The sequence below is a fragment of the Promicromonospora sp. NFX87 genome (assembly GCF_048564965.1).
Lineage (GTDB): Bacteria > Actinomycetota > Actinomycetes > Actinomycetales > Cellulomonadaceae > Promicromonospora.
Genome location: NZ_CP183413.1, coordinates 6,491,179 through 6,516,395, shown reverse-complemented (window position 1 = coordinate 6,516,395; position 25,217 = coordinate 6,491,179). Strand labels below are relative to the sequence as shown.

Genomic DNA, 25,217 nt, shown 5'->3' with positions numbered 1-25,217 from the left:
CCTGACGCGTTCGCCCTGCCGGTCCCCGTGGGACCGGCAGGGCGAGGTCAGGAGCGGGTGCTCAGAGGTCGGAGGGGTCTACCAGAAAGCCGTCCTCGTCGGCGATCTCGCCTCCCGCGGCGGCGTGGACGGCGCCGGCGAGCCGGGCCACCAGCTCCGCCGCGCGCTTCCGCGCGACTCGTAGCTCCATGGACGGGAACTCGCGCTGCGACTCCACGAGGTCCTGCGGCTCCCAGTGCACCCAGTAGCGCACGGCGCCCTGCTCGGCCCACGGCAGGCCACGCAGCAGGCGCGGCAGCTTCTCCTCGCCGGAGATCTCCACCGAGACGATGCCGTCGACGTCGAGGTCCACGATCAGCCCGTACCCGTCGAGGACGCGCGGACCCGTGAGGGCCTTGATGTCGTAGTCGTCGGCGGCCGCGTGCAGCTTCTTGCGCAGCTCGGGGTCCAGGGGATCGCCGGGGTAGAGCGGCTTGTCGGCGATGCCCCGGGGCGGGCCGCCCCACTCCTTGCCCTCCATGTGGAGGCGGGCGCGCGGGTGCACCTTCTGCAGGATCGTGAGCGCGGCCTGCGGGTCGAGCCAGACGTCGGAGTAGACGGTCATGTCGATGGCCGCGCCGGCGTCGGGCGTGAGCACGACGCCGGCGCCGGGCTTCGCCGTCGGGCCGCCCGGGGCGTCCCAGAGGCCACCCACGTCCAGGCGGAGGGAGCCGCCCAGCCGGCGTGCGACCGAGACCAGCCACTCGACCAGGCGGCGCTCCTCGCGCTCGGGCATACCGGCCGCGAAGGCGCGTCCGATGCCGTCGCGGTCGCCGGCCGGGAACGGCACCTCGCCACGCTCCCGGTGGCAGACGATGTCGAAGGCCATCTCGGCCCCCGGCGGGACGCCGAGATCGAAGCCTTCACCCACGGGCTGGTACGGGCCGTTCATCACCGCGTGCCGCGAGACCCGCAGCACGCCGACCTCCTTGCCCTGCGCGCGACGCACCTGTGGTGCGCCCGCCACGTTGCCAGGGAGGATGCCCGCCGGCACCACGTCCCAGCGGGTGGCGGAGAAGCGAGAGAGGGCGAGGACCTCGATCTCGTCCAGCTCCACGTCGCCAGGCACTGTGAGCACATGCCTCGCCTGGTGCGCCTGCGCAACCGTGCGCGGCAGGAGCGGAAGCTGGGGAGCGGCCATCGGGGTCCCTTCTGACGTCCGGGTGTGTGCCCGGTCCGCGCCGGGCACCCGGGAGCCTACCGCTCACCGAGTGCCCTCATCGGCGGCGCCCGGCCCGGGCGGTCAGACCGCGGTGCGGTGGAAGTTCTTCGAGGATCGGGACGCCGTCGGACCGCGTTGGCCCTGGTAGCGGGAGCCGTACAGATCCGATCCGTACGGGTGCTCCGAGGCCGACGACAGCCGGAAGAAGCACATCTGCCCGATCTTCATGCCGGGCCACAGCTTGATCGGCAGCGTCGCGACGTTGCTGAGCTCGAGTGTCACGTGCCCGCTGAACCCGGGGTCGATGAAGCCGGCGGTCGAGTGGGTCAGGAGGCCGAGCCGCCCCAGGGAGGACTTGCCCTCGAGGCGGGCGGCGACGTCGTCGGGCAGGGTGACCGCCTCGTAGGTGCTGCCGAGGACGAACTCCCCCGGGTGCAGCACGAACGCCTCGTCGTTGTCCGCCTCCACCAGGCGGGTCAGCTCCGGCTGGTCGGTCGCGGGGTCGATGAACGGGTACTTGTGGTTGTCGAAGAGCCGGAAGTACTTGTCGAGGCGCACGTCGATGCTCGACGGCTGCAGCATCGACGGGTCGTACGGGTCGAGGACCACGCGGTCGGCCTCGAGCTCGGCACGGATGTCACGGTCGGAGAGGAGCACCCCGACACGGTACTGGGCCCCCGTCACCACTGCAGCGGCTTGTGCTTCGCGTCCACCGACCAGTAGCCCTTGCGCATCACGAGGTAGAGGATTCCTTCGATGCCGCCCCAGATCGCGGGCACGAACCACGCGTTCCCCAGCGACACCGCGGTGATGAGCAGCATGATCCAGCCCAGGCCCTTGTAGCCGAGGTAGAACCGGTGCGCGCCCACCACGCCGAGCAGGATCCCGAGCAGGCCCGCGGTGATGCGGGACTTGCGTCCCGGTACGTGCTCGACGGGCGGCGTGGGCCGGTCGTAGTCGTACTGCTGCTGATAGTTCGCCGGGGCCGCACCCGACGGCGTCCTGACCGCAGGGCCCGCCGGGGTCTTCGGCGTCTTCGGCGTCTTCATGGCGCGCGTCGCACCGGGCGGCGGCGGAGGCGGCGTCGGCTTGCTCGGCGGACGCGGGGGCAACCGCTTCGTCTCCTGGTAGATCGGCTCGGTGGGCTTCTCGCTGGGATGCTCGCTCACGACTGCTCCGGCTGCTCGGCGACACTCGCTCCGAAGTCCGGTTCGGGATCCGGGCGAGGTTGGGTATGATCGGGTCGCGCGCCAGGTTCACGGGCGCTGTTGCGGAACCCTAGCGGGATTCTGAAACAGCAGATACCCGGGCAGAACCGGACGATGCGGGTGTAGTTCAATGGTAGAACTTCAGCTTCCCAAGCTGATAGCGCGGGTTCGATTCCCGTCACCCGCTCCACAAGCTCCGCCCCAGGTCAGAGGATGTTTCCTGACCTGGGGCGGAGTTGTTTCCATGATTCGTAGCGCTGGCTCGAGTCCGCTCATCGAGCTGCAGGAAGCCATCACACCCACCGGGTCGCCCTCAGGAGCCCGGGTCGTTGAGCGCCGCCAACCGCGGCGTTTGGCCCAAGGCGTGCAAGCCATAGACGAGCTGCTCATACCAGGAGCGTTGCGCTTCGAGCTCGGGACTCACCTGCAGCGCGCTCCCGGGACCGTCCGGGAAGATCATCACCCGGAACGTGACGCCTTCGTCGTCAGGCTTGTTCGGCTCGGTGAAGACACTGAACTCCCACGACTCCGCCCCCGAACCAGCGCCGGCATGGATGCGGCGCAGCGCGTAGCTGGGATGACGCACGAAGACACCAGATCCCGCCCTGACCGCCGCCGCCTGCAACGGACGCCAGGGCGGCTCCGGTCCGATGTGGTGCATGTCCGAGAAGAGTTGCCGACGCAGCTTCACGTACCGAGGAGCGATCGCAGACAGGCCCTCGACAGCATCCGCCAGGTCCAACCGGCTGTCGCAGTGGTCCAAGCTGTGCTCTCGCCCCTCGAGCTCGTCTCGGACCCAAGCACTCAGGAGGCGATTCAGTGCGCCCAACCGGTACGCGCTCTCGGCTTGCTCGACCACGAACAGAGCACCGAGATAGAGGCCGCGATACTTCTCCTGCAGGTCCACCGTGCCCCCCAGCTGGTCCGTGTTGGCAGCAGACCCTACCGGACCGTGTTGGGCCAGCTCAGCCGGACACCTCGTCCGGCAGCGTGGTCAGGACCGTCAGGGACACGTGCGTCTCGCCCGGCCCGGGTTCGAGGCCGACCAGGGCGAACGCGTCCTCCCCGTCGGGGCTCAGCCAGCCCTGCGCCCACGCGTCGTCCCCCGGCTGCAGGGGCAGCGCCTCCCACCCCCGGTCACCCGCGAGCTCGGCGTCGTAGGCCTCCCGCACCTCCGCCACGTCCACCGCGGTGTCCAGGACCAGCGGGCGGGTGTGCAGACGTTCCCTGTCGACCTGCTCGGCGAGCGCGTAGTAGACCGGGTCCGTCGCGCGCAGGTCCCGGGCGGCGGTGTCGTCGCCGAACGCGTACTCCTCCGGGGCCGTCACACCGTCGGGCATGGCGGGGATCGCACCCGGTGGTTCGGACGGCGCAGTCGTGCAGGCCGCCATCAGGCCGGCGACCAGGACGGCGGTCGGGAGCCAGGCCACGGGGAGCCGGGCTGCCGAGCTGATACCAGAGCGTGCCGGGCGACGCTGCGCCGACGGCGATGGGCGAGACCTCATCGCCCCAGCCTGCCCGGTCCGGGTGAACGCGAGACGACGCCGGGCCGAAGGACTCCGCCGGTTCACCCGCTCCACGCAGGAGCACCGCAGGCCGGACCCACCGTCGGACCTGCGGTGCCCGTTCTTGAGGCCGGGTTCAGCCCCGCACCGGCGCAGTCAGGTGCAGGGAGACCGCCAGACCACGTTCGGCGGCCGGTACCCAGCCGCTCCAGCACCGCCACACCTGCGGGCCCTCGCTCTCGTGGTGCCCATGGCGCTCGGCCAGGTGGAGCATCCCCGCGAGCCGTATGGCGTCGGGCACCCGTGCGGCTACGACGTCGACGGTCAGCACGCCCACCACGTCGTCCTCGAGATCGAGGTGGTCGACACCCGCCCGGACGTCCAGGGTGTGGATGTCGAAGATGTGCGCGATCAGCGCGGTGACCCCGACGAGCTCCGCGAGGTGCGCGCCCGGCGTCGGGCAGTGGTCGGCGCCCAGGCCCGCGTCGCAGGAGCCCCCGGTCACGTCGGCCACGCCCGGATCGACCGCGCGGTCCCCCGCAGCTCGGCGTAGACGAACATCTCCATGCCGTTCCACCGGCCCGTCCAGACGGTGAAGCCCGGCTTGGTGGCCGGGTAGTCGGTGGCGACGGTGATCCCGAGCTGAGCCGCGATGTCCGCCCCCTCGACCAGCCGGGCCGGGTGCACGACCAGATGGTCGCGGAACACCTCTACCCACTTGATCCGCGCGTCCCCTACTTCCGCCAGCAGGTCCGCCGCACCGGCCGCGGAATCGGCCAGGCTGCCCGCTTTCGTCGCCATCTCTCCCACCTCTCCGCGCCTACCTCTAGGCGCATAGACAGCCTGTTGGGCGCGAACTGGGCACCGCAACCGCTACGCCGAAAAGTTGCGTATACGCACTGGCTGCGGGTTAGGTGGGTTCCGTGTCTAGAGAGGGACGTGTGACTGCCGCAAGCATCGCCAAGGATCTTCGTGCCGCGATCCGCTCCGGGACCTACAAACCGGGCGATCGCCTTCCGAGCGAAGCAGCGCTCATGTCGAACTACGGCGTGGCGCGCATGACCGCGCGCCACGGCCTGTCGATGCTCAAGGACGAGGGGCTGACCGTCACCCGGCACGGCTCCGGCGTGTTCGTGCGCGCCTTCGAGCCGATCGTGCGGGACACCACCGGCGGCAAGGCCGACGGCAGCTCGACGGTGACCGCCGAGATTGACGAGACCGGCGCCGGGCTCACCGTCCGCACGCTCGCCGTCACCGCGGAGGCGGAAGCGCCCGAGAAGGTGCGGACGACGCTCGGGCTCGCCGAGGGCGACAAGGTGACCGTGCGCGAGCGGCTCCACCTGCGCGAGCGCAAGCCCGTGCTGTTCGCGACGTCGTACCTGCCCGCGGCGATAGCCGCCGGAACGCCCATCGCCGCCCAGGAGGTCGGGCCGGGCGGGACCCACGCACGCCTCACCGAGGCCGGACATGCGCCGGTGCGGTTCCGCGAGGACGTGGTGGGCCGGATGCCGACCATCGAGGAGATCGAGGAGCTACGGATCGAGCCCGGCACACCGGTGCTGTCGGTCACGCGCACCGCGTTCACCGAGGACGGCACGCCGGTCGAGGTCAGCTACGTGGTGCTCGACGCCGGCGAGTTCATGCTCCGGTACGACATCGACGGCTGAGGCGTTCAGGCCGCCGCGGCCGTTCGTCGGCCACGGCGGCGCCGAGCGCCCCGGTCTCACACGAGCCGGAGCCGTCGCTCCGCGACCCCGATCCGGACCTCCTGTCCCCACGACACCTCGAGCCGGTCGCTCTCCATCCCGTCCCCGAACACGACGAGCCGGTCGGACTGGACGGTGACCACGAGCTCACCGTCGTCCCCGAGCGTGCCCTCCGTCATCGTGACGCCGGTCGCGGGCGACGGCCAGGCCTCCCGGACGAACCAGGCCAGCGCCTGCTCGGTGGGTGCGGGCAGCCGCCGTCCGCCACGATCGTGCGCGATCGAGGCGGACCACCCGGTCGCGCCGGTGCCCGTGCTCACGATCAGGCCCGACGACGACTGCCGCTCCGCGCCCCCACCGACGGTCAGCACGTAGCGCGCCGACTGGTGGCTCGTGTGCCCCAGGAACAGCTCGTTGACCGCGCGCAGCTCCTGGCCGTCGTCGAGCCGTGCGCGCGCCATCGTGAGCTCGTCGCACCGCACGACGGACGCCGGCTCCCCGGCCCTGCCCTGGGGGTCCGCCAGGCCGGCGATGATGTCCGCGACCCCGTCGGCGTCGTGCCGTACCAGGACGCCGAGGTTGGTGCCCGGCTCCGGGTTCACGCCGATCACGAGCTGCCGGTCCAGGTACTTGGCCGCGTTGGCGACGAGGCCGTCCTGACCCACCACCAGCACGACGTCCTCCGGCGCGAAGAGGAAGCGGTCCAGGTCGGCCCGCTCCACCTCCGCGAGAGCCCAGTCGGACGGCACGCTCGCCGCGACCGCCCGGCGGGCCGACGCCGCGGCCTCGTGCCGGGCCTCGACATCCGCCAGGGTGCGGCCGCGGGTGCGGAGGAAGAACTCCGCCTGGCCACGTGTGGCGTGCCGGTCGAGCAGCTCGTCGAGCTCCGTGCGGCGGTGCACCAGCACCGCCCGGGTGCGCAGACCCACCTCAGCGCTCCGCGGCCGGCACGCCGTCCGACGCCGGTGCACCGGCCGCAGGTGCGGTCAGCGCACCCAGCAGCCCGCTCACCAGATCCGGCGTGACGGTCAGCGAGCCCACGTTCGGCAGGTGGGCCGCGGCGTCACGCAGGGCGAGCGCAGCGAGCACCTCGCGCCCGACGTTCGCGTAGATCTCCATGAGCGCCGCCTCCTTGGCCGCCTCGGCCTCGCCGAGCTGCCGCAGGGAGGCCGCCTGGGCAGCCGCCGCGATCTCGCGCCGCTCGGCCTCGGACCTGGCCGACACCAGGGCGGCCGCCGCAGCCTCCTCGGCCTCCCTGCGCTTGTTCGCGCCCTCCTGTGCGACGAGCTGCTCGCGGCGGGAGGCGAGCTCGATCTGGCTCGCGAGCTCGTTCTCGGCGATCTTGCGCTCCCGTTCGACGGCGACGGCGCGCCGCTCGTAGGTGGCGCGGTCAGCCTCGGACTGGAGCCGCTCGCGCACGGGCGTACGCAGCGCCTTCTCCACGTCGCCCTCGGGCCGGACCGCCAGCACGCGCACACCCAGCACCTCGATGCCGGTCGCGACCAGGCGCGCGTCGTCGCCGAGCCCGCCGAGCGCCGTCCGGACCCGTCCGATGCCGGACGCGAGCGCGTCGGCGAGGTCCAGCGTGGCGATCAGGTCGACGGTGAGGCTCTGGGCGAGCTGGCCCACGATGGCACCCACCTGCTGGCGACCGCTCGCCTCCTGACCGGCGCCGTGGACGGGGAAGATGCCGAAGTCCAGCCGCTGGGAGGCGAGGACTGGGTCACCGAACCGGTAGGTGACGTTCGCCTGCACGCTCACGTCCTGCTGGTCACGAGTGACCGCGTGGAAGAGGACCGGGAGCTCCTGGTCGGTGGCGGGCACCTCGCTGAGCACCGACGTGTCGGGGCGGAACCAGAAGGCCTGTCCCACACCCTCGTGCCGTACCCGGCCCTTGCTGAGGTGAACCACGTAGTCGCTCGGTGAGCCCAGGAACTGGCGGACCCAGGGGTAGAGCTTGATCGTTGCCATCGTCGACCTCTCATCCGATTATCGTCAGATTGACGATAACCGACCCTTCGGCTTTTCGTCAAGATGACGAGAATGTACGGTCGATGCCATGGCCCGAACATCACCCGCTCGCACCGCAGTACCCGACACGGCGGGCTCCTTCCCCGTGACGGTCGACGTCGTGGCGCTCACCGTGCGTGCCGGAGCGCTGCACGTGCTCGTCGTCGACCGGCTCCTGGAGCCGTTCCGGGGACAGGCCGCGCTGCCGGGCGGGTTCGTGCTGGCGAACGAGACCCTGGAACAGGCCGCGGGGCGTGAGCTCGAGGAGGAGACGGGGCTGACCGTCCCGGCCCGGGTGGCCGGCGCGGGCCCGTGGCACCTGGAGCAGCTGCGTACCTACGGCCCGCTCGGCCGAGACCCGCGCGGGCCGGTGCTGTCCGTGGCCTACCTGCTGCTCGCCCCCGCCTTCGGGCTCCCGGCGGCCGGCGGCGACGCGGCCGAGGCGCGCTGGGTCCCGGTGATCGAGGAGGGCAACCCGCTCGCCTTCGACCACGACCAGATCCTGGCCGACGGCGTCGAGCGCGCCCGGGCGAAGATCGAGTACTCACCCCTCGCCGCGGCGTTCTGCCCGCCCGAGTTCACGGTCGCGGAGCTGCGCGGAGTCTACGAGGCGGTCTGGGGCACGCAGGTGGACGCGCGTAACTTCCACCGCAAGGCGACCGGTACGCCGGGCTTCCTGGAGCCGACCGGCCGCCTCGGCGGGGGCGGCCCCGGGCGGCCGGCGGAGCTCTACCGGCTTGCGTCCGGCGTGGACCCGGCGGCCGCCGTGCTGCACCCCCCGCTGCTGCGCTCCGTCAGCCCCGGCCGGGCCGCGTCCTCGGCTTGAGCCGCAGGTCCGGTAGCGCCGGTGCCCGCAGCGGCCCGCTCGCGTAGCCCTGGACCTGGCCGAACCGGCGTCCGGCGGCACCCGCGGCGTAACCGGTCGGCCCACCGTCCGGTCCCGAGGGGTCCAGCCCGGCGACCAGCGCCATCCAGTCGGCGCGGGCCCGCGCGATGTCCTCGTGCGTGCGGCCCATGAAGTTCCACCACATGATGACGTCCTCGGCGAAGGGCAGACCGCCGATCAGGACCGCTCGCGCCGGTGCGCCGGCACCCGCGCGCACGACGAGGGTGGACCGCCCGGGCGCCGCGTAGCCGAGGCCGGCCGGTGGCACCCCGCAGCCCTCGAAGGTCACGTCGCCGCTGTCCACCAGCAGGGCGTGCTCGTGGTCCGCGTCGACGTCGAGCCGGAGCTCCGCGCCTGGCTCCAGGTCGATCTGCGCTCCCACGAGCGGCGTGTACGTCGTCGCGGGTGAGGCCAGCTGCTCGCCGGCCACCGCCAGCCTCCCGATGAACACCTGCACGACGGCGCCGTCGTGCCGCGCGACCGGAAGGTCACCGTGGTGCTCGAAGTGCGGGTCGATGCCGAGGGCCGACCCGGGCAGCGCCGTCCACAGCTGCACACCGTGCAGGAGCGGCGGGCGCCCTGCGGGCGACTCCTCCGAGTGCGAGATGCCCACCCCCGCCGTCATCAGGTTGAGCTCGCCCGGACGGACCGCCTGCAGCGAGCCCACTGAGTCGCGGTGCAGGATCTCGCCCTCGAAGAGCCAGCTCACCGTCTGGAGCCCGGTGTGCGGGTGCGGCGGGACCTGCATGCCCTCGCCGACCGAGACGTCGTCGGGACCGTAGTGGTCGCTGAAGCACCACGCCCCCACGAGGGACCGGGCGCGCTGCGGGATGGTGCGCCGCACGTTCATCGCCCGCGGGCCGCCCAGCGGGACGTCGCGCGGGCTGAGGAGCTCGATGCCGGCGCCCTGCTCGCCCGCCGCGCAGACCTGTTCGGCGGGCCGGGTCTCGAGGTTGCTCATGCGCCGAGCCTAGACCGGGGCCATCCGTCCGGGACCCTCCGTCCCGGGACACGGCCAGGGCCCCCGGGGCAGGCCGGGGGCCCTGGCGCACCGCGCACCCTGGTCCACCCTCAGTGAGGACCAGAGCGCCGTGTCGACGTCACGGCCCCGAACCATCCGTCAGGCCTGGAGCACCAGGCCTGTTCTCCACGGACGCCCGGACGCGGGCGGTCTTCCGGCCCCGTTCAGGACCTGTGGCGTCATCCACAGCCCGCACCGCGGTACGGGACGTCCTGTCGTTCTCCGGTCAACCATGTGTCCGATGCCCGGGCCGGTCGGTACTGCTGCAGCGCACCGCATCTGCACCCGAATCGTCGAACCATTGCCACGTTTCTATCCGCGTGTCGCAGGAGCGGCAACTGCTCCGGCGTTGTAATTTTCACCCCGCCTTTGCCCACAGTTCTGTCCACAGGAACAAGCGCGGATTTCCCGTACCACCCACAGGGCTGTGGACAAGATCTGTGGATAACTAAAGGGTGATCAAACCCAGGCGCGCGACCCCGGAGTGCTGCCTGCCGTCGGGTCGCTGCGTGCGTCCAGCTCCTCCGACCCGGTGATGAAGCCACCGTCGTCCACGAGGATCCCCCCGATCCGGCTCTGGAGCGCCACCGCGAGGCGGGCGAGGGAGGCACGCATGCGGGCCCGGGCGATGACGTGGAGTCCGGACGCCTGCTCGAGCTCGAGCTCGTAGGGATCGGCGGGGGCCCAGCTCAGCCGATAGGCGAACGGCCCGTAGCTGCGCCAGTCCAGCGCACCGAGCGCGCGCGGCACCCGGTCGACGCGCTCCACGTCGACGACGAGCGCGCCGTCGTACGCGGTGCTGCCGGCGAGCGTGTAGCGCGGCGACCCGTCCGGGGTGGCCTGCTCCGCGGAGACGTCGGCGGTGGCGATGAGCGAGCGCAGCATCGGCAGCACGTCGCCCGGCAGGAGGACGTGTGCCGCGTAGAGCGCCACGTTGACCGACGCGGCAGGGTCCGGGACCAGGGGCTGCCTGCCGTCCGCGAGCACCGCGCCCCCGGACTTGCGGGCTGCCGCGACCATCCACTGCACGATGCGCAGCTCCTCGCCCTGCGGCAGGGCGTGCGGGAAGGTCCGGGCGATGCCGTCCCGGTCGCCGTACGACGTCGGAGCCGCGCCGCGGACGTCCCGCAGGCCGTCCGCGCGGGCCACCGAGTACGCCTCGGCCTTCACGGCGGAGATGCTGAGCTCGGCGAGGTGCGCCTCGCCGACCTCGAACGGGCCGGTCGCCACGTGCGCCTCGCCCAGACGCATGACACCCGGCACCAGCGCGTCGGGCTGCGCCATGCCGCGAAACCGGGCACCGGCCATCCGCCGGGACCCCGAGGTACGGGTCGGTTCTCGGAGCCACTCGATGTCGGAGAACCACGCGGCAGCGAGCTCGCTGACGGTGACGGGGCCGTTCGTACTGGGCAGGATCAGAATGTGACCCGAGGCGTGTTCCGCTGGAATCACACCCGCCAGAAATGTCATGCGCGCACTTTACTGCGGGTCACTTTCCGCGATGATGCAGGCATGTTACAAAGAGGAAACACGCTCGTGACAGCAGGCGCGGTTTATTTGGGCAGCGTCCGACATGTATGCCTTTGGATATTCACTGGCGACTGAGTCTCACCGCAAGAAGATGGAAATTCCGCCATCAGCCTCCGAAAAGACGCCATACGAGGGCTTGGCACCATCGTCACCACGAAGACCCCCCTCCGTTGCCGCTCCGGACCGGCACGTCCTGCGATCCTGGGTTCCAGTTACCTGACGAGGCGGGCATATGATGTCAGCATGCCCAAGATCATCGGGAAGAGCCTGCACGAGCACCGGCAGATGACCAGGCACAAGCTCTTCACCGCTCTGTCCACCCTCATGGCGGAGCGCGGGTTCGACACCATCACCCTGGCCGACATCGCCGCAGCGGCGAACGTCGGCCGGACTGCTGTCTACAACCACTTCCACGACAAGGAAGCGCTGCTCCTCGGGTTCATCACGCACGAGACCGAGCAGTACGCCCACACGCTGGAGCGCGCGCTCGACGGTGTGGACGACCCTGTGGAGCAGCTGCGCACCTACATCCGCCAGCAGGCTCAGCTCACCCGCGTCTTCCACCTCGCCCCCGGTCCGGACCTGCGGACGGTCCTGTCCCGCGCCACGCAGCAGCGCCTGCGTGAGCACGCCGACATCGTCGAGGCGATCCTCCGCCGGATCCTCACGGCCGGGATCGACGCGGGTACGTTCCCGCCCCAGGACATCGAGCCGACGGTGCATCTCGTCAACGCCTGCCTGTCCGGCCGCCTCATCCCCGACGAGCCCCTCGCCCGCGAACGCACCATCCGCGCCGCGGAGTCGTTCGTGCTGCGCGCGGTCGGGGCGCGGGAGCGCGTCCCCGCCTGAGCCGTCGGCTGACGCCGAAGTAGAACCGTGGCGAAGTAGAACCGTGGCGAGGTAGAGCGCTCGGTGCGCTGCGGTTCTACCTCGCTGCGGTTCTACTTCGCCACGGTTCTACTTCAGCGTGGGGAGGGGTCAGATCCAGCGCTTCCAGCGGAAGACGCCGAACAGGCCGACGCTCACGGCCAGCATCGCCACGAGGGCGACCGGGTAGCCGTACGCCCAGTCGAGCTCCGGCATGACCTCGAAGTTCATGCCGTAGACCGTGCCGACGAGCGTGGGGGCGAACAGGATGGCCGCCCAGCCCGAGATCTTCTTGACCTCCTCGCCCTGGCGGATGCTGACCTCCGACAGGTGCTTCATCTCCTCGTTCTGCCGCTGCGCGACGAGGGTCGCGGCCACGGTCAGGATGTCGCGCAGCGCGGCCCGGAAGACCTCGATACGGTCGGCGGCCTCGGTGAGGTGGTCCGCGACGTCGCGCAGGTAGGCCTGCAGTTCCGGGTCCACGCCGTACTTGTCGGCGCCCTTGGCGAGCGAGGCGCACAGCGCCTGCTCCGGCCGTACCGCCCGCTGGAAGTCGATGACCTCGCGGGACAGCTCGTAGATGCGCCGCGACACGTCCGGGGCGCCGCCCCAGACGTCGGACTCGATCTCGTCGATGTCGTGGTCCAGCCCGGCGACGACGGGCGCGTAACCGTCCACGACGCTGTCGAGGATCGCGTACAGGACGGCCTCGGGTCCCCGCGAGAGCATCTCGCGGTCCGACTCCAGGCGGCTCCGTACGGCCGCCAGGTCCGGCGAGGCGCCGTGCCGCACGGTCACCACGAAGTCGGGGCCGACGAAGACGTGCAGCTCGCCGAACTCGACCTCCTCGGCGTCGTCCAGGTAGCGGGCCGCGCGCAGCACCACGAAGAGGGTGTCGCCGTAGCGCTCGATCTTGGGGCGCTGGTGCGCCTGGATCGCGTCCTCGATGGCGAGGGGGTGCAGGTCGAACTCACGCGCGAGCGACGTCAGCTCGGCCTCGTCCGGCCGCTCCAGCCCGATCCAGGCCATGCCGCCGGGCCGGGAGCGGAGCGCGCTGAACGTCTCGGCGAGGTTGTCGTAGCCGGCGGTGCGGATGCCGTCGTCGTAGATCGCGGCGGCGACCACCGACGAGCGGGGCGCGGGCGCGACGGGGCGCGGGGCGACGTCGGGCACCACGTCGACGGTGCGGCGCGGGCGCCGGACGCCGAGCAGCGGACGAGAAGGGCGGGAGGGCAGGAACGTAGCCATGGGGAACTCCTGGGGGTCGAGCGCAGGAAAAGGACTGCGAACGGACACCGCAGCGGAGACGGCCGAACGACCGGTGGACCTCACGCCCGAGACGGGCGGAGCGCACCGGTGCGCGAGTACCCGCGCAAGGGCGGGAGGGGAACCGTCAGCTCAGCTGCGGTTCGGACTACTCGGAGGCTCGCTACGTGTCATGCGCGCCACCTCCTTGGTCCCAGCGGCGGATCGCCGCGCCGTACGTTCTCGACGGAGGCCAGTCTAGCCACGTCGAGGCGCAGAATCGAACCCTTTCGAGAGCAGGATCACACAATCCGTCACCAGGCGTCGTGGGGACGGTGGTGCACGCCGGGCGGAGTCTGGAAGTCGTGCGGCGTCGGCGACAGGTAGGCGCGCGCGAACTCAAGCGACGCGGCCAGGTCGCCGTGTCGCTCGGCGGCCGTGCGCGCCGCGCGGGTGGAGATCTCGACACAGACGTCGCCGCTCCAGCGTCGCGCGACCAGCTCCTGGAGCACCTTCTCGGCCTGCATGCTGCCGCGACCAGGCACCAGGTGCTCGTCCCGGGCCCCGAAGTTGCCGTCCGCCAGGTGCACGTGCCGCAGGCGGTCGCCGAACGTGTGGAGCAGCGTCAGCGCGTCCTGCTGCGCCACGCTCGCGTGCGACAGGTCGAGGGTCACGGCGTCGTAGTCGTGCTCGGCCGGGTCCCAGCCGGGCAGGTACGCCTGGAACTCGCGCTTGCCGCCGCGCCACGGGTACATGTTCTCGACGGCGATCGTGACACCCGTCGTCGCGCTCAGCTCGCGCACCTGCTCCTGGAACTGTCGCGCGTACTTGTACTGCCAGCGGAACGGCGGGTGCACCACGACGGTCCCCGCGCCGAGCTCGAGAGCCATCTCCGCGGTCCGTTCGAGCTTGGCCACCGGGGACCGGCCCCAGACCCGCTGGCTCACCAGCAGCGTCGGCGCGTGCACCGAACGCACGGGCATGCCCGTGTCGGCAGCCAGCTTCGCGAGGGACCGGGGGTTCTGGGTCACCTCCTCGGACCAGACCATGACCTCGACGCCGTCATAGCCGAGCTCGGCCGCCGACTCGAAGGCCAGCGGCACACGGCGAGGGAAGACCGAGGCCGTCGAGAGCGTGACCTGCACGTCAGGTGCAGCGGGCTCGTGCGGTTCGGTCCGAATCGGTTCGGGCATGCGGGCCACCTTAAAGCGCCTACGTGACTGTGATGTGACCAGTGGGTTCAGATGAGGTCGAAGTGCGAGTTCAAGTGCGGGTTCAAGTGAGCAGACGTTCCTGTACGACGTCGCGTGCCGCCTGCGCCGTCGAGCACTCGAGCACTGTCCGTGCCAGCTCGACGCACTCGTCCCGGGACACGCCTGCCAGGGTGCTCGCGACGTCGGCCAGCGCGCGGGGGGTCATGGACAGTGACGTTACGCCCAACCCCACCAGGACAGGAGCGAGCAGCGGATCTGCCGCCGCCTCGCCGCACACGCCCACGGGAGCACCATGCATCGCGCCGCCCTCACACGCCACTCGGACGAGCTGCAGGACGGCGGGCTGCCAGGGCGTGGACAGCGCGGCGACGCCGGCCAGGTCGCGGTCCGCCGCCATCGTGTACTGGGTGAGGTCGTTGGTGCCCAGGCTCGCGAACGACACCTCGGCCAGGACGTGGCGCGCCTGGAGCGCGGCTGCCGGCGTCTCGATCATCACGCCTGACTGCTCCAGCCCGTGGGCAGAGCAGGCAGCCGCGAAGTCACGCGCCTCGTCGACCGTGGCGACCATCGGCGCCATGACCCAGACCTCGGCGGTCTCGGCGGCGGCGGCCTGGGCTATCGCGTCCAGCTGACGGTCCAGCACGTCGGGGTGCGCGACGGCGGTGCGCAGCCCCCGCACACCGAGCGCCGGGTTGTCCTCGTGGTCCGGGGTGAGGAACCGGAGCGGCTTGTCGGCGCCCGCGTCGAGCGTACGGACGACGACCCGGCGGCCCGGGAAGTGGGACAGGACCGCCCGGTAGGCGGTCACCTGCTCCTCGACGCTGGGCTCCTCGCCCCGCCCGAGGAAGCAGAACTCGGTGCGGAACAGGCCGACGCCCCGCGCACCGGCGGCAGCGGCCGCCTGGGCTGCCGCGGGGTCCGCGACGTTCGCCACGAGCTCCACCGCGGACCCGTCGCGCGTGACACCCCTGCCGTCGAAGGTGGCTGCGGTGATGGAACGACGGGCACCCTCGACCTCCGCCGGCGACGGGGCGCGCAGGACGACGCCGACCGTGCCGTCGACCACTATCTCCTCGCCATCGGTGAGGTCGCCCGCTCCGGGCAGCGCCACGACCGCGGGGATGCCCAGGGCGCGGGCCAGGATCGCCATGTGCGAGGTGGGGCCACCGCGCGCCGTGACGACCGCCGTGACCACCGCCGGGTCCAGCATCGCGGTGTCGGCCGGGGCGAGGTCGCTCGCCACCAGCACGAACGGATGCCCCGGGTCGGGCACACCGGGCGGGGCCGCGCCCGTGAGCGCGGCGACTATGCGGTCCCGGACGTCCCGCACGTCGCGGGCGCGCTCCGACATCGGCGGGCCGAGGGCCTCGAGCTGGTTGGCCACCGAGCCGGCGGCGTCCCACACCGCGCGCTCCGGGGTGAGCCGGTCCTCCCGGACCCGCCGGGCGGCGCCCGCGGCAAGGGTCGGGTCGGCGGCCATGGCGGCGGTGACCGCGAGCACGTCGGCCGCGGTGCCCGACGCGCGGCTCGCCCGCTCCGCGAGGTCGGCCTCCACCCGGGCGGCGGCCTCCGTGACGGCACGAACGGCTTCGTCGGCGGAGCCCGACAGGCGGGTCGTCCTCGGCTCGGGCACGCGGGCCGGCATCCGGACCACCGGACCTGCTGCGCGCCCCGGGCTCGCCGGAACCCCCGTGAGCCTCTCGCTCGTCATCCGTACGCTCCCCAAGGCTCGTCGTCGCGTGCGCTCGGAACGTTACACGCGAGCGCTCCCCCGGGCGAGGCTCGGTTTTTCGGAGGAGGCCGCACCTGGAGAGGCTGCGGGGCGGACTCGCCGGGCGGAAGCGCCGGGGCCGCACGACCAGGCCGCCAGGGCGGGCAAAGGGCTGCTCTCGGGAAAGTCGGCGGTCTGGCAAGATGACACCATGGCCGAGGCCCTGATCGTCGGATCCCCCGTCGCCGGACGGGTGGTGGCGATGCGCGACGTGCCCGATCCCGTCTTCGCGGAGAGCATCGTCGGCCCAGGGCTCGCCATCGATCCCGACCCCGAGCTCGGGGGGCGCGTGGTCGCACCGTGCGCCGGGGTGGTGGTCAAGCTGCACCCGCACGCGTTCGTGCTGCTCGTCCCGTCCGCCGATCCGGCGGAGCCGGCAGGGACCGCAGGGCCTGCCGGCGGCCGGGGTGTGCTGGTGCACCTCGGCATAGACACGGTCCAGCTCAAGGGTGCGGGCTTCGACCTGCTCGTCGCGGAGGGCGACACGGTCGCCGCCGGGCAGCAGCTGATCGCCTGGTCCCCCGCCGAGGTGTCCGACGGCGGCCGCTCGCCCCTGGTGCCGGTCGTCGCCCTGGACCTCGGGCCGAAGGGCCTCGAGGAGCTGGTCCGGCCGGGCCACCGGGTGCAGGCCGGCGACCCGCTGTTCCGCCTCCCGTGACCGTCCTTCCGGGACCTGTCAGACACTCCGGGAGGTGTCAGACGCTCAGGTCACCTGGGTGACCTGTGGGTCTGACAGGTTCGTGAGGTTCTGACAGGTCATCCGGCTCGCGCGGCCAGCACCTCAGGCAGCTCGGTCAGCGAGTCGATGACCGTCGCGCGCGCCGCCTCGGGCCGGAGCGCATGGAGGTAGCCCCATGGGCCCCGGCGCAGCAGGATCGGCCGCATCCCGGCGTCGGCGGCGGGCAGGACGTCGTTGTCGAGCCGGTCGCCCACGTAGGCGATCTCCTCCGGCGCGACCCCGGACAGCTCCGCGACCCGGGCGAAGAACCCGGGCTCCGGCTTCTGGACACCCCATTCGTCGGAGGTCCGGATCGCGCTCGCCGGCAGGTCCATCGCCTCCAGCGCGGCGCGCGCCTCGGGCGGCTGGTTCCCCGCGATGACGACGTCGAGGCCCGCCTCGCGCAGCGCGGTCAGGGCCGGCCGGACGTCGGGGTAGAGGTCGTCGGCGTCGAACCCGTTGCGCAGGCCGTCCGGGTCCTCCCGGGCCCAGCGGGCGATCTCGGCCTCCACGTCGAGACCCGGCCGCAGCATCTCGAAGGCGTCCCGATGCGGCAGGTCGAGCGCGGCGCAACCGCCGAGCACGCCGAGGAACGTGAGCGGGGGGACCCCGAGCCGTGCGGCCCAGCCGAGCCAGATCCGGGACTCGTCGATCAGCGTCTCTCCGACGTCGAACACCACGGTGCGCACCATGGGCCCGACCCTAAGACGTGTCAGACCCTCGGGTCACTCGGGTGACGTGAGGGTCTGACACGTCAGGGGGATCGGAGGTGGCGGGTGAGGATCGCGAGGACGCGTTCCGGTTCGGTCCTTGCCGCGGACGCCGGTAGACGGAGGTGGATCGATCCGTCGCCGTCGTCCAGCTCGGCGTCCCGCAGGAGATCGTCGTACCAGCGGGACGCGTCCATGTGTCCGATCCCGTCGATCTCCACCACGAGCCGTCGCCCGTCGTCGAGAATCCATTCGGCGTCGAGGAAGCGGTGCCTTCCCCGGGCATCGATCCGATGTTCTTGGCGCTTGGGCTCGGGCAGGCCGTTTCGACGGCACAGCCGGACGAAGTCGATCTCGCTGAGGGCATCTGACCCACCCTGGATGTCGGCGACGCTGCGGCGCATGAGATCACGGAAGCGCACCTGGCCCACCCTTTCGAGCTGGTCCCACAGCTGCTCCGGTGAGGCCTTTCGTTGCTGCACCACCGCGGCGAGCAGCCCGACGGCGGTCCGGGGCGACTCCTGCCAGGCCGCCGCATCGACCGCGCACCGTTGCACCGTGTGAACGGGCAACCGGTCTACGCGCACGATGTCCTCGGGCGCAGGCCGCCTCGACTCGTGCACGACGACGCCGGGGAGCCGCCGGGTCTTCGCACCTCGCGGCACCACGATGTGCGTGCCCTCCCGATCCCAGCCGCGCAGTCCATGCTTGGCGAGGCCGGTCCACGAGCCGAGTGCTACCGGTGGTTCGGCGTCGAGGACCGCCACCCAAAGCTCTGCCTCGCGCGGCAGAGGCCCCGTGTACAGCACGACGACGTCGCTCGTCACCGCGCGCCATCTTCGGGCGGCGAGCTGGCTGGCAACATGCCGGGCAGAGATTCCGACGCCGGCAAGCTGGGCGCGGGTGACCACCGCATGCTGACGGCGAGCGAGCTGCACCAGCCCGGGTGTCCGCTCGAAGTTTCGTGATCCGGTCATGCCTGGATCCTGCGCCGGCGATCTGCGCCGCCGTTGGGCGCCCTCGGCAGCCTGTGCACGGAACCCCCTTACCGGCCCGTGTGGTCGCATTCGAAGCCCTGGAACCGCGTAGCGAGGGTCTCCCGACGCGACCGACAAGTTTCGCTCCGCAGACCTCCCCCGACGTGTCAGACCCTCAGGCCACTCGGGTGACTTGAGGTTCTGACACGTGCGCGGGTTTCTGACAGGTCAGCCCCGGAGCGGGAGCGTGAGCCCGGCGTCGCCGTCCGGCACCACACGGACCGGGACGCCCCAGTCCTGCTGCGCCAGGTGGCAGGCAGGGAACACGTCCGGGTCGGGCTCGCCGTTCGGCAGGAGGGGCACCTCGTCGCACGACGCCGCCTTGGCGGTCACGTGCAGCACGCCCTCGGCCACCTCTGGGTTGATGACCAGGTCGCGGAACAGGTCGGTGCCGTTCCCGGCCCCGGACAGCAGCAGCTCGGGCGGGGTGGCGCTGACCTGGAGCGACGTCGACGGGCCCCACCGGTCGTCGAGCTTCTGTCCCGGCGCGGGCACGAAGGGCACGTCGAGCCGGAGCGGTCCCGCGCCGACGTCGGTCGCGGGCCGGGCCATCCGGTGCGCACCGCCGTCGAGCACCTCCCCCGCCAGGCCCGCCGGGAGCGCGACCCGCGTGAGCCGGTGGGCCGCCGACTCGACGACGACCAGGTGCACCGCGCCGTCCACCACCTCGACGAGCACGTCCGACGGCTCCGCGAGGTCCTTGGCCAGGGTGGTCACCTCGGCGGTGGCGGGGTCGTAGCGGCGCAGCGCGCCGTTGTACGTATCGGCGACGACGACGGAGCCGTCCGGCAGCGTGGCCACACCGAGCGGGTGCTGCAGCAGCGCCTGGTCGGCAGGACCGTCCCGGTGCCCGAAGTCGAAGAGGCCCTGGCCGACGGCGGTCCGGATCTCCGCGCCGTCGTCGCTCCCGGGGACGATCCGGCGCAGCGCCGACGTCTCCGCGTCCGCGAGCCAGACGGACCCGTCCGCGGCTCGCGCGAGGCCGGACGGCTGCGCGAACCAGGCGCCGGCGCCCGGCCCGTCCTCAAGTCCTTCGTTCATGGTCCCGGCGAGCAGACGCACGCTCCCGTGCCCCTCACGCGCGACGGGGTCGAACGCCCAGAGCGTGTGGTTGCCGGCCATGGCCACGACGAAGGCTCCGAGCTCGGGCGACCACTCGACGTCCCACGGCGACGAGAGGTTCACGGTGCGCGCGGGATAGTCCTCGCCGGCGTCGAACGGCATGGCCGGACCGGATCGCAGCACGTTCTCCTGGCCGCCCACCATGAACTGCCGGCCCGTGCCCGCGACGGTGAAGACGGCGCCGTCCGCGAGGCGCACGCCGCGCAGCGTGTGGTTGACGGTGTCGGCGACCACGACGTCGTAGCCGAGGCTCGCCGTGAGATCGTCCGGCACCAGGCACAGCCCGTTCGGCTCCGAGAACCGCGCCTCGCCCGGCCCGCCGTCGACCAGACCACGCTCGCCGGAGCCGATGCGCCGCACGAGCGTCTCGCCGTCCGGCGCCAGCTCAGCCAGGGAGTGGTGCCCGGCGTCCGCGACCAGGAGATTCCCGTCGGGCAGCGCGAGAGCCTTCGCGGGGAACCGCAGCGTGCCCGACGCCGGAGCGGGCGGCACGTACGGCCCCGCGCCACGGTGCAGCGTGCCCTTGGCCGAGTGCTCGGCGATCAGCTCGGTCACGAGGGCGGCTATCGCCGAGCCGTGCCCCTCGCCCGCCATCTGCGCCACGATGTAGCCCTCGGGGTCGATGACCACGAGCGTGGGCCAGGCCCGCGCGGTGTACGCACCCCAGGTGACCAGCTCCGGGTCGTCCAGGACCGGGTGTCGCACCTCGTACCGCTCGACGGCGGCCGCGAGCGCCTCGGGGTCCGCCTCGTGCTCGAACTTGGGCGAGTGCACGCCCACGATGACGAGCTCGTCGCGGTGCTGCTCCTCGACCTCGCGCAGCTCGTCGAGGACGTGCAGGCAGTTGATACAGCAGAAGGTCCAGAAGTCGAGGATCAGGACACGGCCTCGAAAGTCTGCCAACGACAGCTCTTTGCCGCCGGTGTTCAGCCAGCCGCGCCCGACGAGCTCGGACGCGCGGACCCGGGGAAGGTTCTGGACTCCTGTACGCACGAGCCCATTGTCACTCTCGGGGTGAGGCGTCCTGCCCGGTGTCCGGCCTGCGGGCACGCCACTGCTCGACAAGTGTCTTGTCGGCGCGTCGTCGTGTGAGATCGCTCTTGCTGGAGTGCACTGCCGCCCGGTGCGCGAGCAGGGCGGCGCGGTCCCGTTCGAGGGCCCACATGAGGGCCTGCCGCACGTCGGCGCGGGTCACCCGCACGCTCCGCGTCTCGTCCATCGTCCCGATCATTTTCGCCGTTCCGTGTTTGCCGGCGTCCAGAGCGGGCACCGCCAACGATTCAGGAGGTCTCCCGGGGATGTTTTGTGACATCCCAGGTCTTCCTGGCTTTCACCCGGCCATGGTTGGGTGGTAGCAGAGGAACGTACCGCGCAAACCTGGCGGGGCGATATCCGCCTATCGGATGACTTTCTGGGGCAGACCGGCGTGTCGCCCTCACAGGGGCCGTGTGTGTTGGTGGGTGAGGAGAGGATCAGGGCATGGACCGCGACCAGGCCAGGAAGATGAAGGAGCAGCTCGCAGCCTTCGCCCGAGAGCTCGCCGAGAAGCATGGAGTAGTGGCAGTACCGCGGTCCCTGGGTGCGCAGACGGAGTCGGAGGCTGCCGACGTCGTACGCGCCCCCACCCTCGCCCTGGGTCTCGTGCCCCAGGCAGGGGGCGGCTTCGGGATCGCCGTCCGCTACCGCCTGGGGATTCCGCGGGCCCGCTCGATAGTGCGCAAGGTCTCGGCGGAGATCGGCCCCGAGGCCGACGTCCGGCGGACCGGGCGCATCCGCCCGGTGAGCGAGCTGGGCCCGCGGCCGCCCGCGCCGACGTCGCAGGCCGACGGCGACACGGACCGGCGCCGTCCGCTGCGGCCGGGCATCTCCATCGGCCATGTGGGGGTGACGGCCGGGACGCTCGGCGCGTTCGTGACGCGTGCGGTCGCCGGCGGCGGGGACAGTTCCGGGGACGACGCCGGGGACGGTCAGCTCTACGCGCTCTCGAACTACCACGTGCTGGCCGGGTCTCCCGAGGCCAGGCCCGGCGACGTCGTCCTGCAGCCCGGGCCTGCGGACGGCGGCCTGGCGCCGGGCGACCGGATCGGCGAGCTGACCCAGGTGGTGGATCTCGATGCGCTGGAGCCCGCCTACACGGACGCCGCTATCGCCCGCCTGGACCGGGTCCCCGTGGACTTCGACTACCCCGTGGGTCGCGTGGTCAAGACCGCGCGTGCCCTCGGCGGCGAGATCGTCGGCAAGGTGGGCCGCACGACGTCGGTCACGCGCGGGCGGGTCACCGCCATCGAGCTGGACGACGTCATAGTGGGCTACGAGGATCTCGGCGCGCTCAGCTTCGACGACCAGATCGAGATCGAGAGCCTCGACGACCAGCCGTTCTCGCGCGGCGGCGACTCGGGTGCCCTCGTGTACCGGGAGGACGGCGTGGCGCTCGGCCTCCTGTTCGCCGGGTCGGAGTCCGGCGGGCCCAGCGGCAAGGGGCTCACCTATGCCAACCCGATCGACCAGGTGCTCGAGATCCTGGGGGTCGAGCTGGCCAGGGAGCCACCGGGCCCGTTCGCCTGAGCCAGGCACCCGTTCGGGGGGCGTTCGGTATGCGCACCAGCGTTTCCCGTGCCGGGCGTGTCGGTCCTGCCGGCCGGGGGCGCGGGCGTGTCCTTTCGGCGCGTCGAACGGCGCGAAACCCGCTGACCTGCGAAGGCGCTGCGGACCTTCTGAAGAGCGGCTCGACCGGCGGGGGACGGCGAGCGAGGGGGTAGACACGGGGGACACAATGGATGACCAGGAGGTGATCGGGATGGCAACACTCGACGAGGCTCGGTCCGCAAAAGCCGCATTACGGCAAAAAGTGACCGGGCTCGACGGTGTGATCGGAGTTGGCGTCGCCCCGGAGTTCACGACGTCCCTCGGGCAGCCCCCGCGTGAGTACCCCGCACAGAAGCACGCGCAGTCCGGCACGTCCGGTAGATCGTCGGTCGAGGTGCTGGCCGAGGAGGTCTCGGTCGAGCAGGTGACCGGATCCGGCGGAAGCTGGGTCCTCCAGGTCAACGTGACGGACCCCCGCCTCGTGGACAAGGTCCCGGAGGAGATCAACGACGTCGCCGTACGCGTGCGCGTAGTAGGCGCGGTGAAAGCGGGCTGAACCCAGGCCCGCCGAAGTAGAGCGTCTGTCCGGACGCGCATCCTCGGGTCGCCGAAGTAGAGCGCGGGTCCGGACGCACGCTCTACCTCGGCAAACCTGTGCTTGGGTCAGCCCAGGGTGGTCGGGAGGGTTGGGGTCTCGCCCAGGACCTGCTCTGCCAGGAAAGCCGACACCACCTGGTACCAGACCTTGGCGTTCTGCGGCGTGAGCACCCAGTGGTTCTCGTCCGGGAAGTACAGGAAGCGGTGCTCGGTCTCGCCGTCGTCGGAGGCGGGCAGACCCGACTTCGTCAGCAGCTCGAACCACAGACGCAGGCCCTCGCCGATCGGGACGCGGTAGTCCTTGTCGCCGTGGATGACCAGCATCGGGGTGCGGATCTCCCCCACCGCCAGGTGCGGGCTGTTCTCCAGCGCCATCTCCGGCGTCATCTCACGTGCCCAGTAGTAGCCGGCGTCCGTGGTGGGGCCGAACTGGTCCAGCGCCCACAGGCTCGCGTGCGTCACGACCGCCTGGAAGCGGTCGGTGTGCCCGGCCACCCAGTTGGCCATGTAGCCGCCGAACGAGCCGCCCATCGCGGCCGTGCGGGTCTCGTCGATCTGCGGCAGCGCCTCGGCGGCATCGGTGATGGCCATGAGGTCGGTGAAGGGGGCCTGGCCCCAGGCACCCCACCCGCGCTGGATGAACTCCTGGCCGTACCCGGTGGACAGCGCGGGGTCGGGCAGCAATACCGCGTACCCCTGGGCGACCATCAGCCACGGGTTCCAGCGCCAGCTCCAGGCGTTCCAGGAGCCCAGCGGGCCGCCGTGGATCCAGAGGAGGAGGGGCGCCTTGGCCTCGGGACCGGCGTCGGCAGGCAGGGCCAGCCAGGCGCGCACCCGGGAACCGTCCTCCGCGGTGGTCTCGATCTCGGTGAGGCGGCCCGGCAGTGCGGGAGCCGCCACCGGTGAGCGCAGCAGCGTCGCGGCGACCGGCGTCCGCTCCCCCGGTGCGCCCGAGGCGAGGAAGCCCGCCAGGTCGATCCGCACGGGCTCGGCCGGGGCCGCGTAGGAGGCGCGCAGTGCGAACACCGTGGCGCCGTCGGACGTGACGGAGAGGTCGGAGAAGACCGCGTCGTCGGCGGTCAGCCTCTCGACGGTGACGTCGCTGCCCGGGAGAGCCGTCGAGAACGTGAGGACGAAGACCGGCCCGCGGCCGTCGTCGTCGGCCTGGACCAGGAGGCCGCTGCCGTCCGGGAGCCAGGTGGGCCGGCCGGGCCAGCGGTCCCAGTCGTCGGCGAGGACCACCGGCTCGGCGGAGCCGTCGGTGGGCACCAGGGCCAGGCGGACCACGGGGGCCTCGGTCGGGGACGAGATGGACTCGGTCACGTAGGCGACCCAGGCGCCGTCGGGCGAGATGCGCGGTTCCCCGGCATCGGCGTCCGGGTCGTCGACGAGCACCCGGCGGTCGCCGGTCACCGTGTCGACGACGACGAGCGTGCTGCGCGTCGCGGCACCGGCGTCGGGCACCGCCCAGGTGGTGACCAGCGTGGTGCCGTCGGCCGACAGGTCCGCGGAGTGCTCCTCGAGGTGGCGGCCGGGGCCCGTGACGTCACGCAGGTCGAGGTGCTTGCCCGACGACGGGTTCTCCTCCTCGGCGATCTCGTCCTTGGCGCCGGTGGTCCCGGGGGCGTCCGGCAGCGGGGACGCCGGCTCGTCCGTGAGCGTCGCGAGGTCGCCGGCGAAGCGCCGCACCTGGTCGGGTCCGAGGTCGTGGTCCCAGAACCGCACGGGGTAGCCCGTGTGGAGGATCGCGGAGACCTTCTGGTCCTTGCGGGCCTTGCGGAGCTCGGCGTCCTGGGTCAGGCCCTTCGCGGAGGGCAGGAGGCTCGTGGCGACGCTCACCGTGTCGGCGTCGCGGGCGGCGAGCACCCCGGAGACGCCGCCGGGCGGGGTCGCGACGACGCGGGCCTCGCCGCCGTGGGCGGGCAGGAGCCAGAGGGCCGACGTCGGCTCGCTGGCCGAGCCGGCCGGGGCGCCGTCCGGGTCGGGCCTGGCCGAGGTGAAGAGCAGGTCGCCGGACCGCGTGAAGACGGCGGACGACTCGCCCTTCGTGGAACGGGTGAGTCGCCGCGCCGGCGCCTCACCCGCCGGGTCGAGCTCCCAGAGGGCCGTGCGGTAGCCGGTGCGCTCGCCGTCGAGCGTCTGGACTGCTGCGACGACGCGGGTGCCGTCCGGGCTGGCCGTGAGGCCGGCGAGGCGCGGGATCGCTACGTAGTGGTCGAGGTCGTGGAACGGGGTCTGCGGGGATTCGCTCACCGGACACGTCTATCACGCACGCCTCGCGTT

25 protein-coding genes and 1 tRNA gene are annotated in these 25,217 nt (G+C 72.0%); 7 read left to right on the top strand and 19 right to left on the bottom strand.

The window, feature by feature from the left end; genetic code table 11:
* Positions 1–61 precede the first annotated feature (61 nt).
* The 3 genes from ACNYC2_RS29235 to ACNYC2_RS29225 form a co-directional block, all read right to left on the bottom strand.
* On the bottom strand, positions 62–1,117 hold the full coding sequence (locus ACNYC2_RS29235; protein ID WP_419705090.1) for a hypothetical protein: 1,056 nt from the start codon (positions 1,115–1,117) through the stop codon (positions 62–64).
* Between the two features lie 165 nt (positions 1,118–1,282).
* Positions 1,283–1,858 (bottom strand): dCTP deaminase, encoded by a 576-nt coding sequence (gene dcd, locus ACNYC2_RS29230; protein ID WP_419705089.1) that lies wholly within the window; start codon positions 1,856–1,858, stop codon positions 1,283–1,285.
* A 23-nt stretch (positions 1,859–1,881) separates the two neighbouring features.
* Positions 1,882–2,370, bottom strand: coding sequence for a TM2 domain-containing protein (locus ACNYC2_RS29225; RefSeq protein ID WP_419705088.1), 489 nt, complete (start codon positions 2,368–2,370; stop codon positions 1,882–1,884).
* A 155-nt stretch (positions 2,371–2,525) separates the two neighbouring features.
* On the opposite strand from ACNYC2_RS29225, the gene ACNYC2_RS29220 reads away from it, so the two are divergent.
* Positions 2,526–2,599, top strand: a tRNA-Gly gene (locus ACNYC2_RS29220).
* A gap of 123 nt (positions 2,600–2,722) precedes the next feature.
* Here ACNYC2_RS29220 and ACNYC2_RS29215 read toward each other — a convergent pair.
* The 4 genes from ACNYC2_RS29215 to ACNYC2_RS29200 form a co-directional block, all read right to left on the bottom strand.
* A complete protein-coding gene (locus ACNYC2_RS29215) occupies positions 2,723–3,316 on the bottom strand; it encodes a hypothetical protein (protein ID WP_419705087.1) in 594 nt (197 codons plus the stop codon).
* Positions 3,317–3,374: 58 nt separating this feature from the next.
* Positions 3,375–3,914, bottom strand: a complete 540-nt coding sequence (locus ACNYC2_RS29210) for a hypothetical protein (RefSeq protein ID WP_419705086.1) — start codon at positions 3,912–3,914, stop codon at positions 3,375–3,377.
* 136 nt (positions 3,915–4,050) lie between these two features.
* Complete coding sequence (locus ACNYC2_RS29205; RefSeq protein WP_419705085.1) at positions 4,051–4,428, bottom strand: hypothetical protein; 378 nt, start codon at positions 4,426–4,428, stop codon at positions 4,051–4,053.
* Positions 4,416–4,715, bottom strand: a complete 300-nt coding sequence (locus tag ACNYC2_RS29200; RefSeq protein WP_419705084.1) for a hypothetical protein — start codon at positions 4,713–4,715, stop codon at positions 4,416–4,418. The genes ACNYC2_RS29205 and ACNYC2_RS29200 overlap by 13 nt, the downstream gene beginning before the upstream one ends.
* A 140-nt stretch (positions 4,716–4,855) precedes the next feature.
* On the opposite strand from ACNYC2_RS29200, the gene ACNYC2_RS29195 reads away from it, so the two are divergent.
* Entirely contained in the window at positions 4,856–5,581 is a 726-nt protein-coding gene (locus ACNYC2_RS29195; protein ID WP_419705083.1) for a GntR family transcriptional regulator, read from the top strand.
* A gap of 56 nt (positions 5,582–5,637) precedes the next feature.
* Here ACNYC2_RS29195 and ACNYC2_RS29190 read toward each other — a convergent pair whose 3' ends face one another.
* Positions 5,638–6,549 (bottom strand): hypothetical protein, encoded by a 912-nt coding sequence (locus tag ACNYC2_RS29190; protein WP_419705082.1) that lies wholly within the window; start codon positions 6,547–6,549, stop codon positions 5,638–5,640.
* Between the two features lies 1 nt (position 6,550).
* Complete coding sequence (locus tag ACNYC2_RS29185) at positions 6,551–7,591, bottom strand: SPFH domain-containing protein (protein WP_419705081.1); 1,041 nt, start codon at positions 7,589–7,591, stop codon at positions 6,551–6,553.
* An 88-nt stretch (positions 7,592–7,679) separates the two neighbouring features.
* Between ACNYC2_RS29185 and ACNYC2_RS29180 the strand changes: the two genes are divergently transcribed.
* A complete protein-coding gene (locus tag ACNYC2_RS29180) occupies positions 7,680–8,456 on the top strand; it encodes an NUDIX hydrolase (RefSeq protein WP_419705080.1) in 777 nt (258 codons plus the stop codon).
* Here ACNYC2_RS29180 and ACNYC2_RS29175 read toward each other — a convergent pair.
* Together ACNYC2_RS29175 and ACNYC2_RS29170 are read right to left on the bottom strand one after the other, a co-directional pair.
* A complete protein-coding gene (locus ACNYC2_RS29175) occupies positions 8,425–9,477 on the bottom strand; it encodes a pirin family protein (protein ID WP_419705079.1) in 1,053 nt (350 codons plus the stop codon). The two genes, ACNYC2_RS29180 and ACNYC2_RS29175, sit on opposite strands and share 32 nt — an antisense overlap.
* Before the next feature lie 519 nt (positions 9,478–9,996).
* Positions 9,997–11,007 carry a hypothetical protein gene (locus ACNYC2_RS29170; protein ID WP_419705078.1) on the bottom strand — a complete coding sequence of 337 codons (1,011 nt, stop codon included), beginning with the start codon at positions 11,005–11,007 and terminating at the stop codon, positions 9,997–9,999.
* A gap of 303 nt (positions 11,008–11,310) precedes the next feature.
* On the opposite strand from ACNYC2_RS29170, the gene ACNYC2_RS29165 reads away from it, so the two are divergent.
* On the top strand, positions 11,311–11,916 hold the full coding sequence (locus ACNYC2_RS29165) for a TetR/AcrR family transcriptional regulator (RefSeq protein WP_419705077.1): 606 nt from the start codon (positions 11,311–11,313) through the stop codon (positions 11,914–11,916).
* Positions 11,917–12,045: 129 nt separating this feature from the next.
* Here the strand turns inward: ACNYC2_RS29165 and ACNYC2_RS29160 are convergent, their stop codons facing one another.
* The 3 genes from ACNYC2_RS29160 to ptsP all read right to left on the bottom strand — a co-directional run bounded on the left by ACNYC2_RS29160 (position 12,046) and on the right by ptsP (position 16,104).
* Positions 12,046–13,182: a magnesium and cobalt transport protein CorA gene (locus tag ACNYC2_RS29160; RefSeq protein WP_116677252.1), complete on the bottom strand. Its 1,137-nt coding sequence runs from the start codon at positions 13,180–13,182 to the stop codon at positions 12,046–12,048.
* A 311-nt stretch (positions 13,183–13,493) separates the two neighbouring features.
* Positions 13,494–14,372 carry a sugar phosphate isomerase/epimerase family protein gene (locus ACNYC2_RS29155; RefSeq protein ID WP_419705076.1) on the bottom strand — a complete coding sequence of 293 codons (879 nt, stop codon included), beginning with the start codon at positions 14,370–14,372 and terminating at the stop codon, positions 13,494–13,496.
* An 82-nt stretch (positions 14,373–14,454) separates the two neighbouring features.
* Positions 14,455–16,104: a phosphoenolpyruvate--protein phosphotransferase gene (ptsP, locus tag ACNYC2_RS29150; protein ID WP_419705075.1), complete on the bottom strand. Its 1,650-nt coding sequence runs from the start codon at positions 16,102–16,104 to the stop codon at positions 14,455–14,457.
* Positions 16,105–16,315: 211 nt separating this feature from the next.
* Between ptsP and ACNYC2_RS29145 the strand changes: the two genes are divergently transcribed.
* Entirely contained in the window at positions 16,316–16,822 is a 507-nt protein-coding gene (locus ACNYC2_RS29145; protein WP_419705074.1) for a PTS sugar transporter subunit IIA, read from the top strand.
* 98 nt (positions 16,823–16,920) lie between these two features.
* Here the strand turns inward: ACNYC2_RS29145 and ACNYC2_RS29140 are convergent, their stop codons facing one another.
* The 4 genes from ACNYC2_RS29140 to ACNYC2_RS29125 all read right to left on the bottom strand — a co-directional run bounded on the left by ACNYC2_RS29140 (position 16,921) and on the right by ACNYC2_RS29125 (position 20,970).
* On the bottom strand, positions 16,921–17,574 hold the full coding sequence (locus ACNYC2_RS29140; protein ID WP_419705073.1) for an HAD family hydrolase: 654 nt from the start codon (positions 17,572–17,574) through the stop codon (positions 16,921–16,923).
* A gap of 62 nt (positions 17,575–17,636) precedes the next feature.
* Positions 17,637–18,569 carry a hypothetical protein gene (locus ACNYC2_RS29135; RefSeq protein ID WP_419705072.1) on the bottom strand — a complete coding sequence of 311 codons (933 nt, stop codon included), beginning with the start codon at positions 18,567–18,569 and terminating at the stop codon, positions 17,637–17,639.
* A 228-nt stretch (positions 18,570–18,797) separates the two neighbouring features.
* Positions 18,798–20,744 (bottom strand): NHL domain-containing thioredoxin family protein, encoded by a 1,947-nt coding sequence (locus ACNYC2_RS29130; RefSeq protein ID WP_419705071.1) that lies wholly within the window; start codon positions 20,742–20,744, stop codon positions 18,798–18,800.
* A gap of 10 nt (positions 20,745–20,754) precedes the next feature.
* A complete protein-coding gene (locus ACNYC2_RS29125; protein ID WP_419705070.1) occupies positions 20,755–20,970 on the bottom strand; it encodes a hypothetical protein in 216 nt (71 codons plus the stop codon).
* Between the two features lie 260 nt (positions 20,971–21,230).
* Between ACNYC2_RS29125 and ACNYC2_RS29120 the strand changes: the two genes are divergently transcribed.
* Positions 21,231–22,316, top strand: coding sequence for a hypothetical protein (locus ACNYC2_RS29120; RefSeq protein ID WP_419705069.1), 1,086 nt, complete (start codon positions 21,231–21,233; stop codon positions 22,314–22,316).
* A 283-nt stretch (positions 22,317–22,599) separates the two neighbouring features.
* Entirely contained in the window at positions 22,600–22,893 is a 294-nt protein-coding gene (locus ACNYC2_RS29115) for a hypothetical protein (protein ID WP_419705068.1), read from the top strand.
* A gap of 107 nt (positions 22,894–23,000) precedes the next feature.
* On the opposite strand, the gene ACNYC2_RS29110 is transcribed toward ACNYC2_RS29115, so the two are convergent.
* A complete protein-coding gene (locus tag ACNYC2_RS29110; protein WP_419705067.1) occupies positions 23,001–25,187 on the bottom strand; it encodes a prolyl oligopeptidase family serine peptidase in 2,187 nt (728 codons plus the stop codon).
* Between the last annotated feature and the right edge of the window lie 30 nt (positions 25,188–25,217).

What these genes read in the sequence shown, in the direction of transcription:
- ACNYC2_RS29210 (WP_419705086.1), bottom strand. Translation starts at nt 3,914, where the DNA reads ATGAGGTCTCGCCCATCGCCGTCGGCGCAGCGTCGCCCGGCACGCTCT.
- ACNYC2_RS29155 (WP_419705076.1), bottom strand. Translation starts at nt 14,372, where the DNA reads ATGCCCGAACCGATTCGGACCGAACCGCACGAGCCCGCTGCACCTGAC.
- ACNYC2_RS29170 (WP_419705078.1), bottom strand. Translation starts at nt 11,007, where the DNA reads ATGACATTTCTGGCGGGTGTGATTCCAGCGGAACACGCCTCGGGTCAC.
- ACNYC2_RS29140 (WP_419705073.1), bottom strand. Translation starts at nt 17,574, where the DNA reads ATGGTGCGCACCGTGGTGTTCGACGTCGGAGAGACGCTGATCGACGAG.
- ACNYC2_RS29125 (WP_419705070.1), bottom strand. Translation starts at nt 20,970, where the DNA reads ATGGACGAGACGCGGAGCGTGCGGGTGACCCGCGCCGACGTGCGGCAG.
- ACNYC2_RS29175 (WP_419705079.1), bottom strand. Translation starts at nt 9,477, where the DNA reads ATGAGCAACCTCGAGACCCGGCCCGCCGAACAGGTCTGCGCGGCGGGC.
- ACNYC2_RS29165 (WP_419705077.1), top strand. Translation starts at nt 11,311, where the DNA reads ATGCCCAAGATCATCGGGAAGAGCCTGCACGAGCACCGGCAGATGACC.
- ACNYC2_RS29145 (WP_419705074.1), top strand. Translation starts at nt 16,316, where the DNA reads ATGGCCGAGGCCCTGATCGTCGGATCCCCCGTCGCCGGACGGGTGGTG.
- ACNYC2_RS29180 (WP_419705080.1), top strand. Translation starts at nt 7,680, where the DNA reads ATGGCCCGAACATCACCCGCTCGCACCGCAGTACCCGACACGGCGGGC.
- ptsP (WP_419705075.1), bottom strand. Translation starts at nt 16,104, where the DNA reads ATGACGAGCGAGAGGCTCACGGGGGTTCCGGCGAGCCCGGGGCGCGCA.
- ACNYC2_RS29200 (WP_419705084.1), bottom strand. Translation starts at nt 4,715, where the DNA reads ATGGCGACGAAAGCGGGCAGCCTGGCCGATTCCGCGGCCGGTGCGGCG.
- ACNYC2_RS29120 (WP_419705069.1), top strand. Translation starts at nt 21,231, where the DNA reads ATGGACCGCGACCAGGCCAGGAAGATGAAGGAGCAGCTCGCAGCCTTC.
- ACNYC2_RS29185 (WP_419705081.1), bottom strand. Translation starts at nt 7,591, where the DNA reads ATGGCAACGATCAAGCTCTACCCCTGGGTCCGCCAGTTCCTGGGCTCA.
- ACNYC2_RS29160 (WP_116677252.1), bottom strand. Translation starts at nt 13,182, where the DNA reads ATGGCTACGTTCCTGCCCTCCCGCCCTTCTCGTCCGCTGCTCGGCGTC.
- ACNYC2_RS29135 (WP_419705072.1), bottom strand. Translation starts at nt 18,569, where the DNA reads ATGACCGGATCACGAAACTTCGAGCGGACACCCGGGCTGGTGCAGCTC.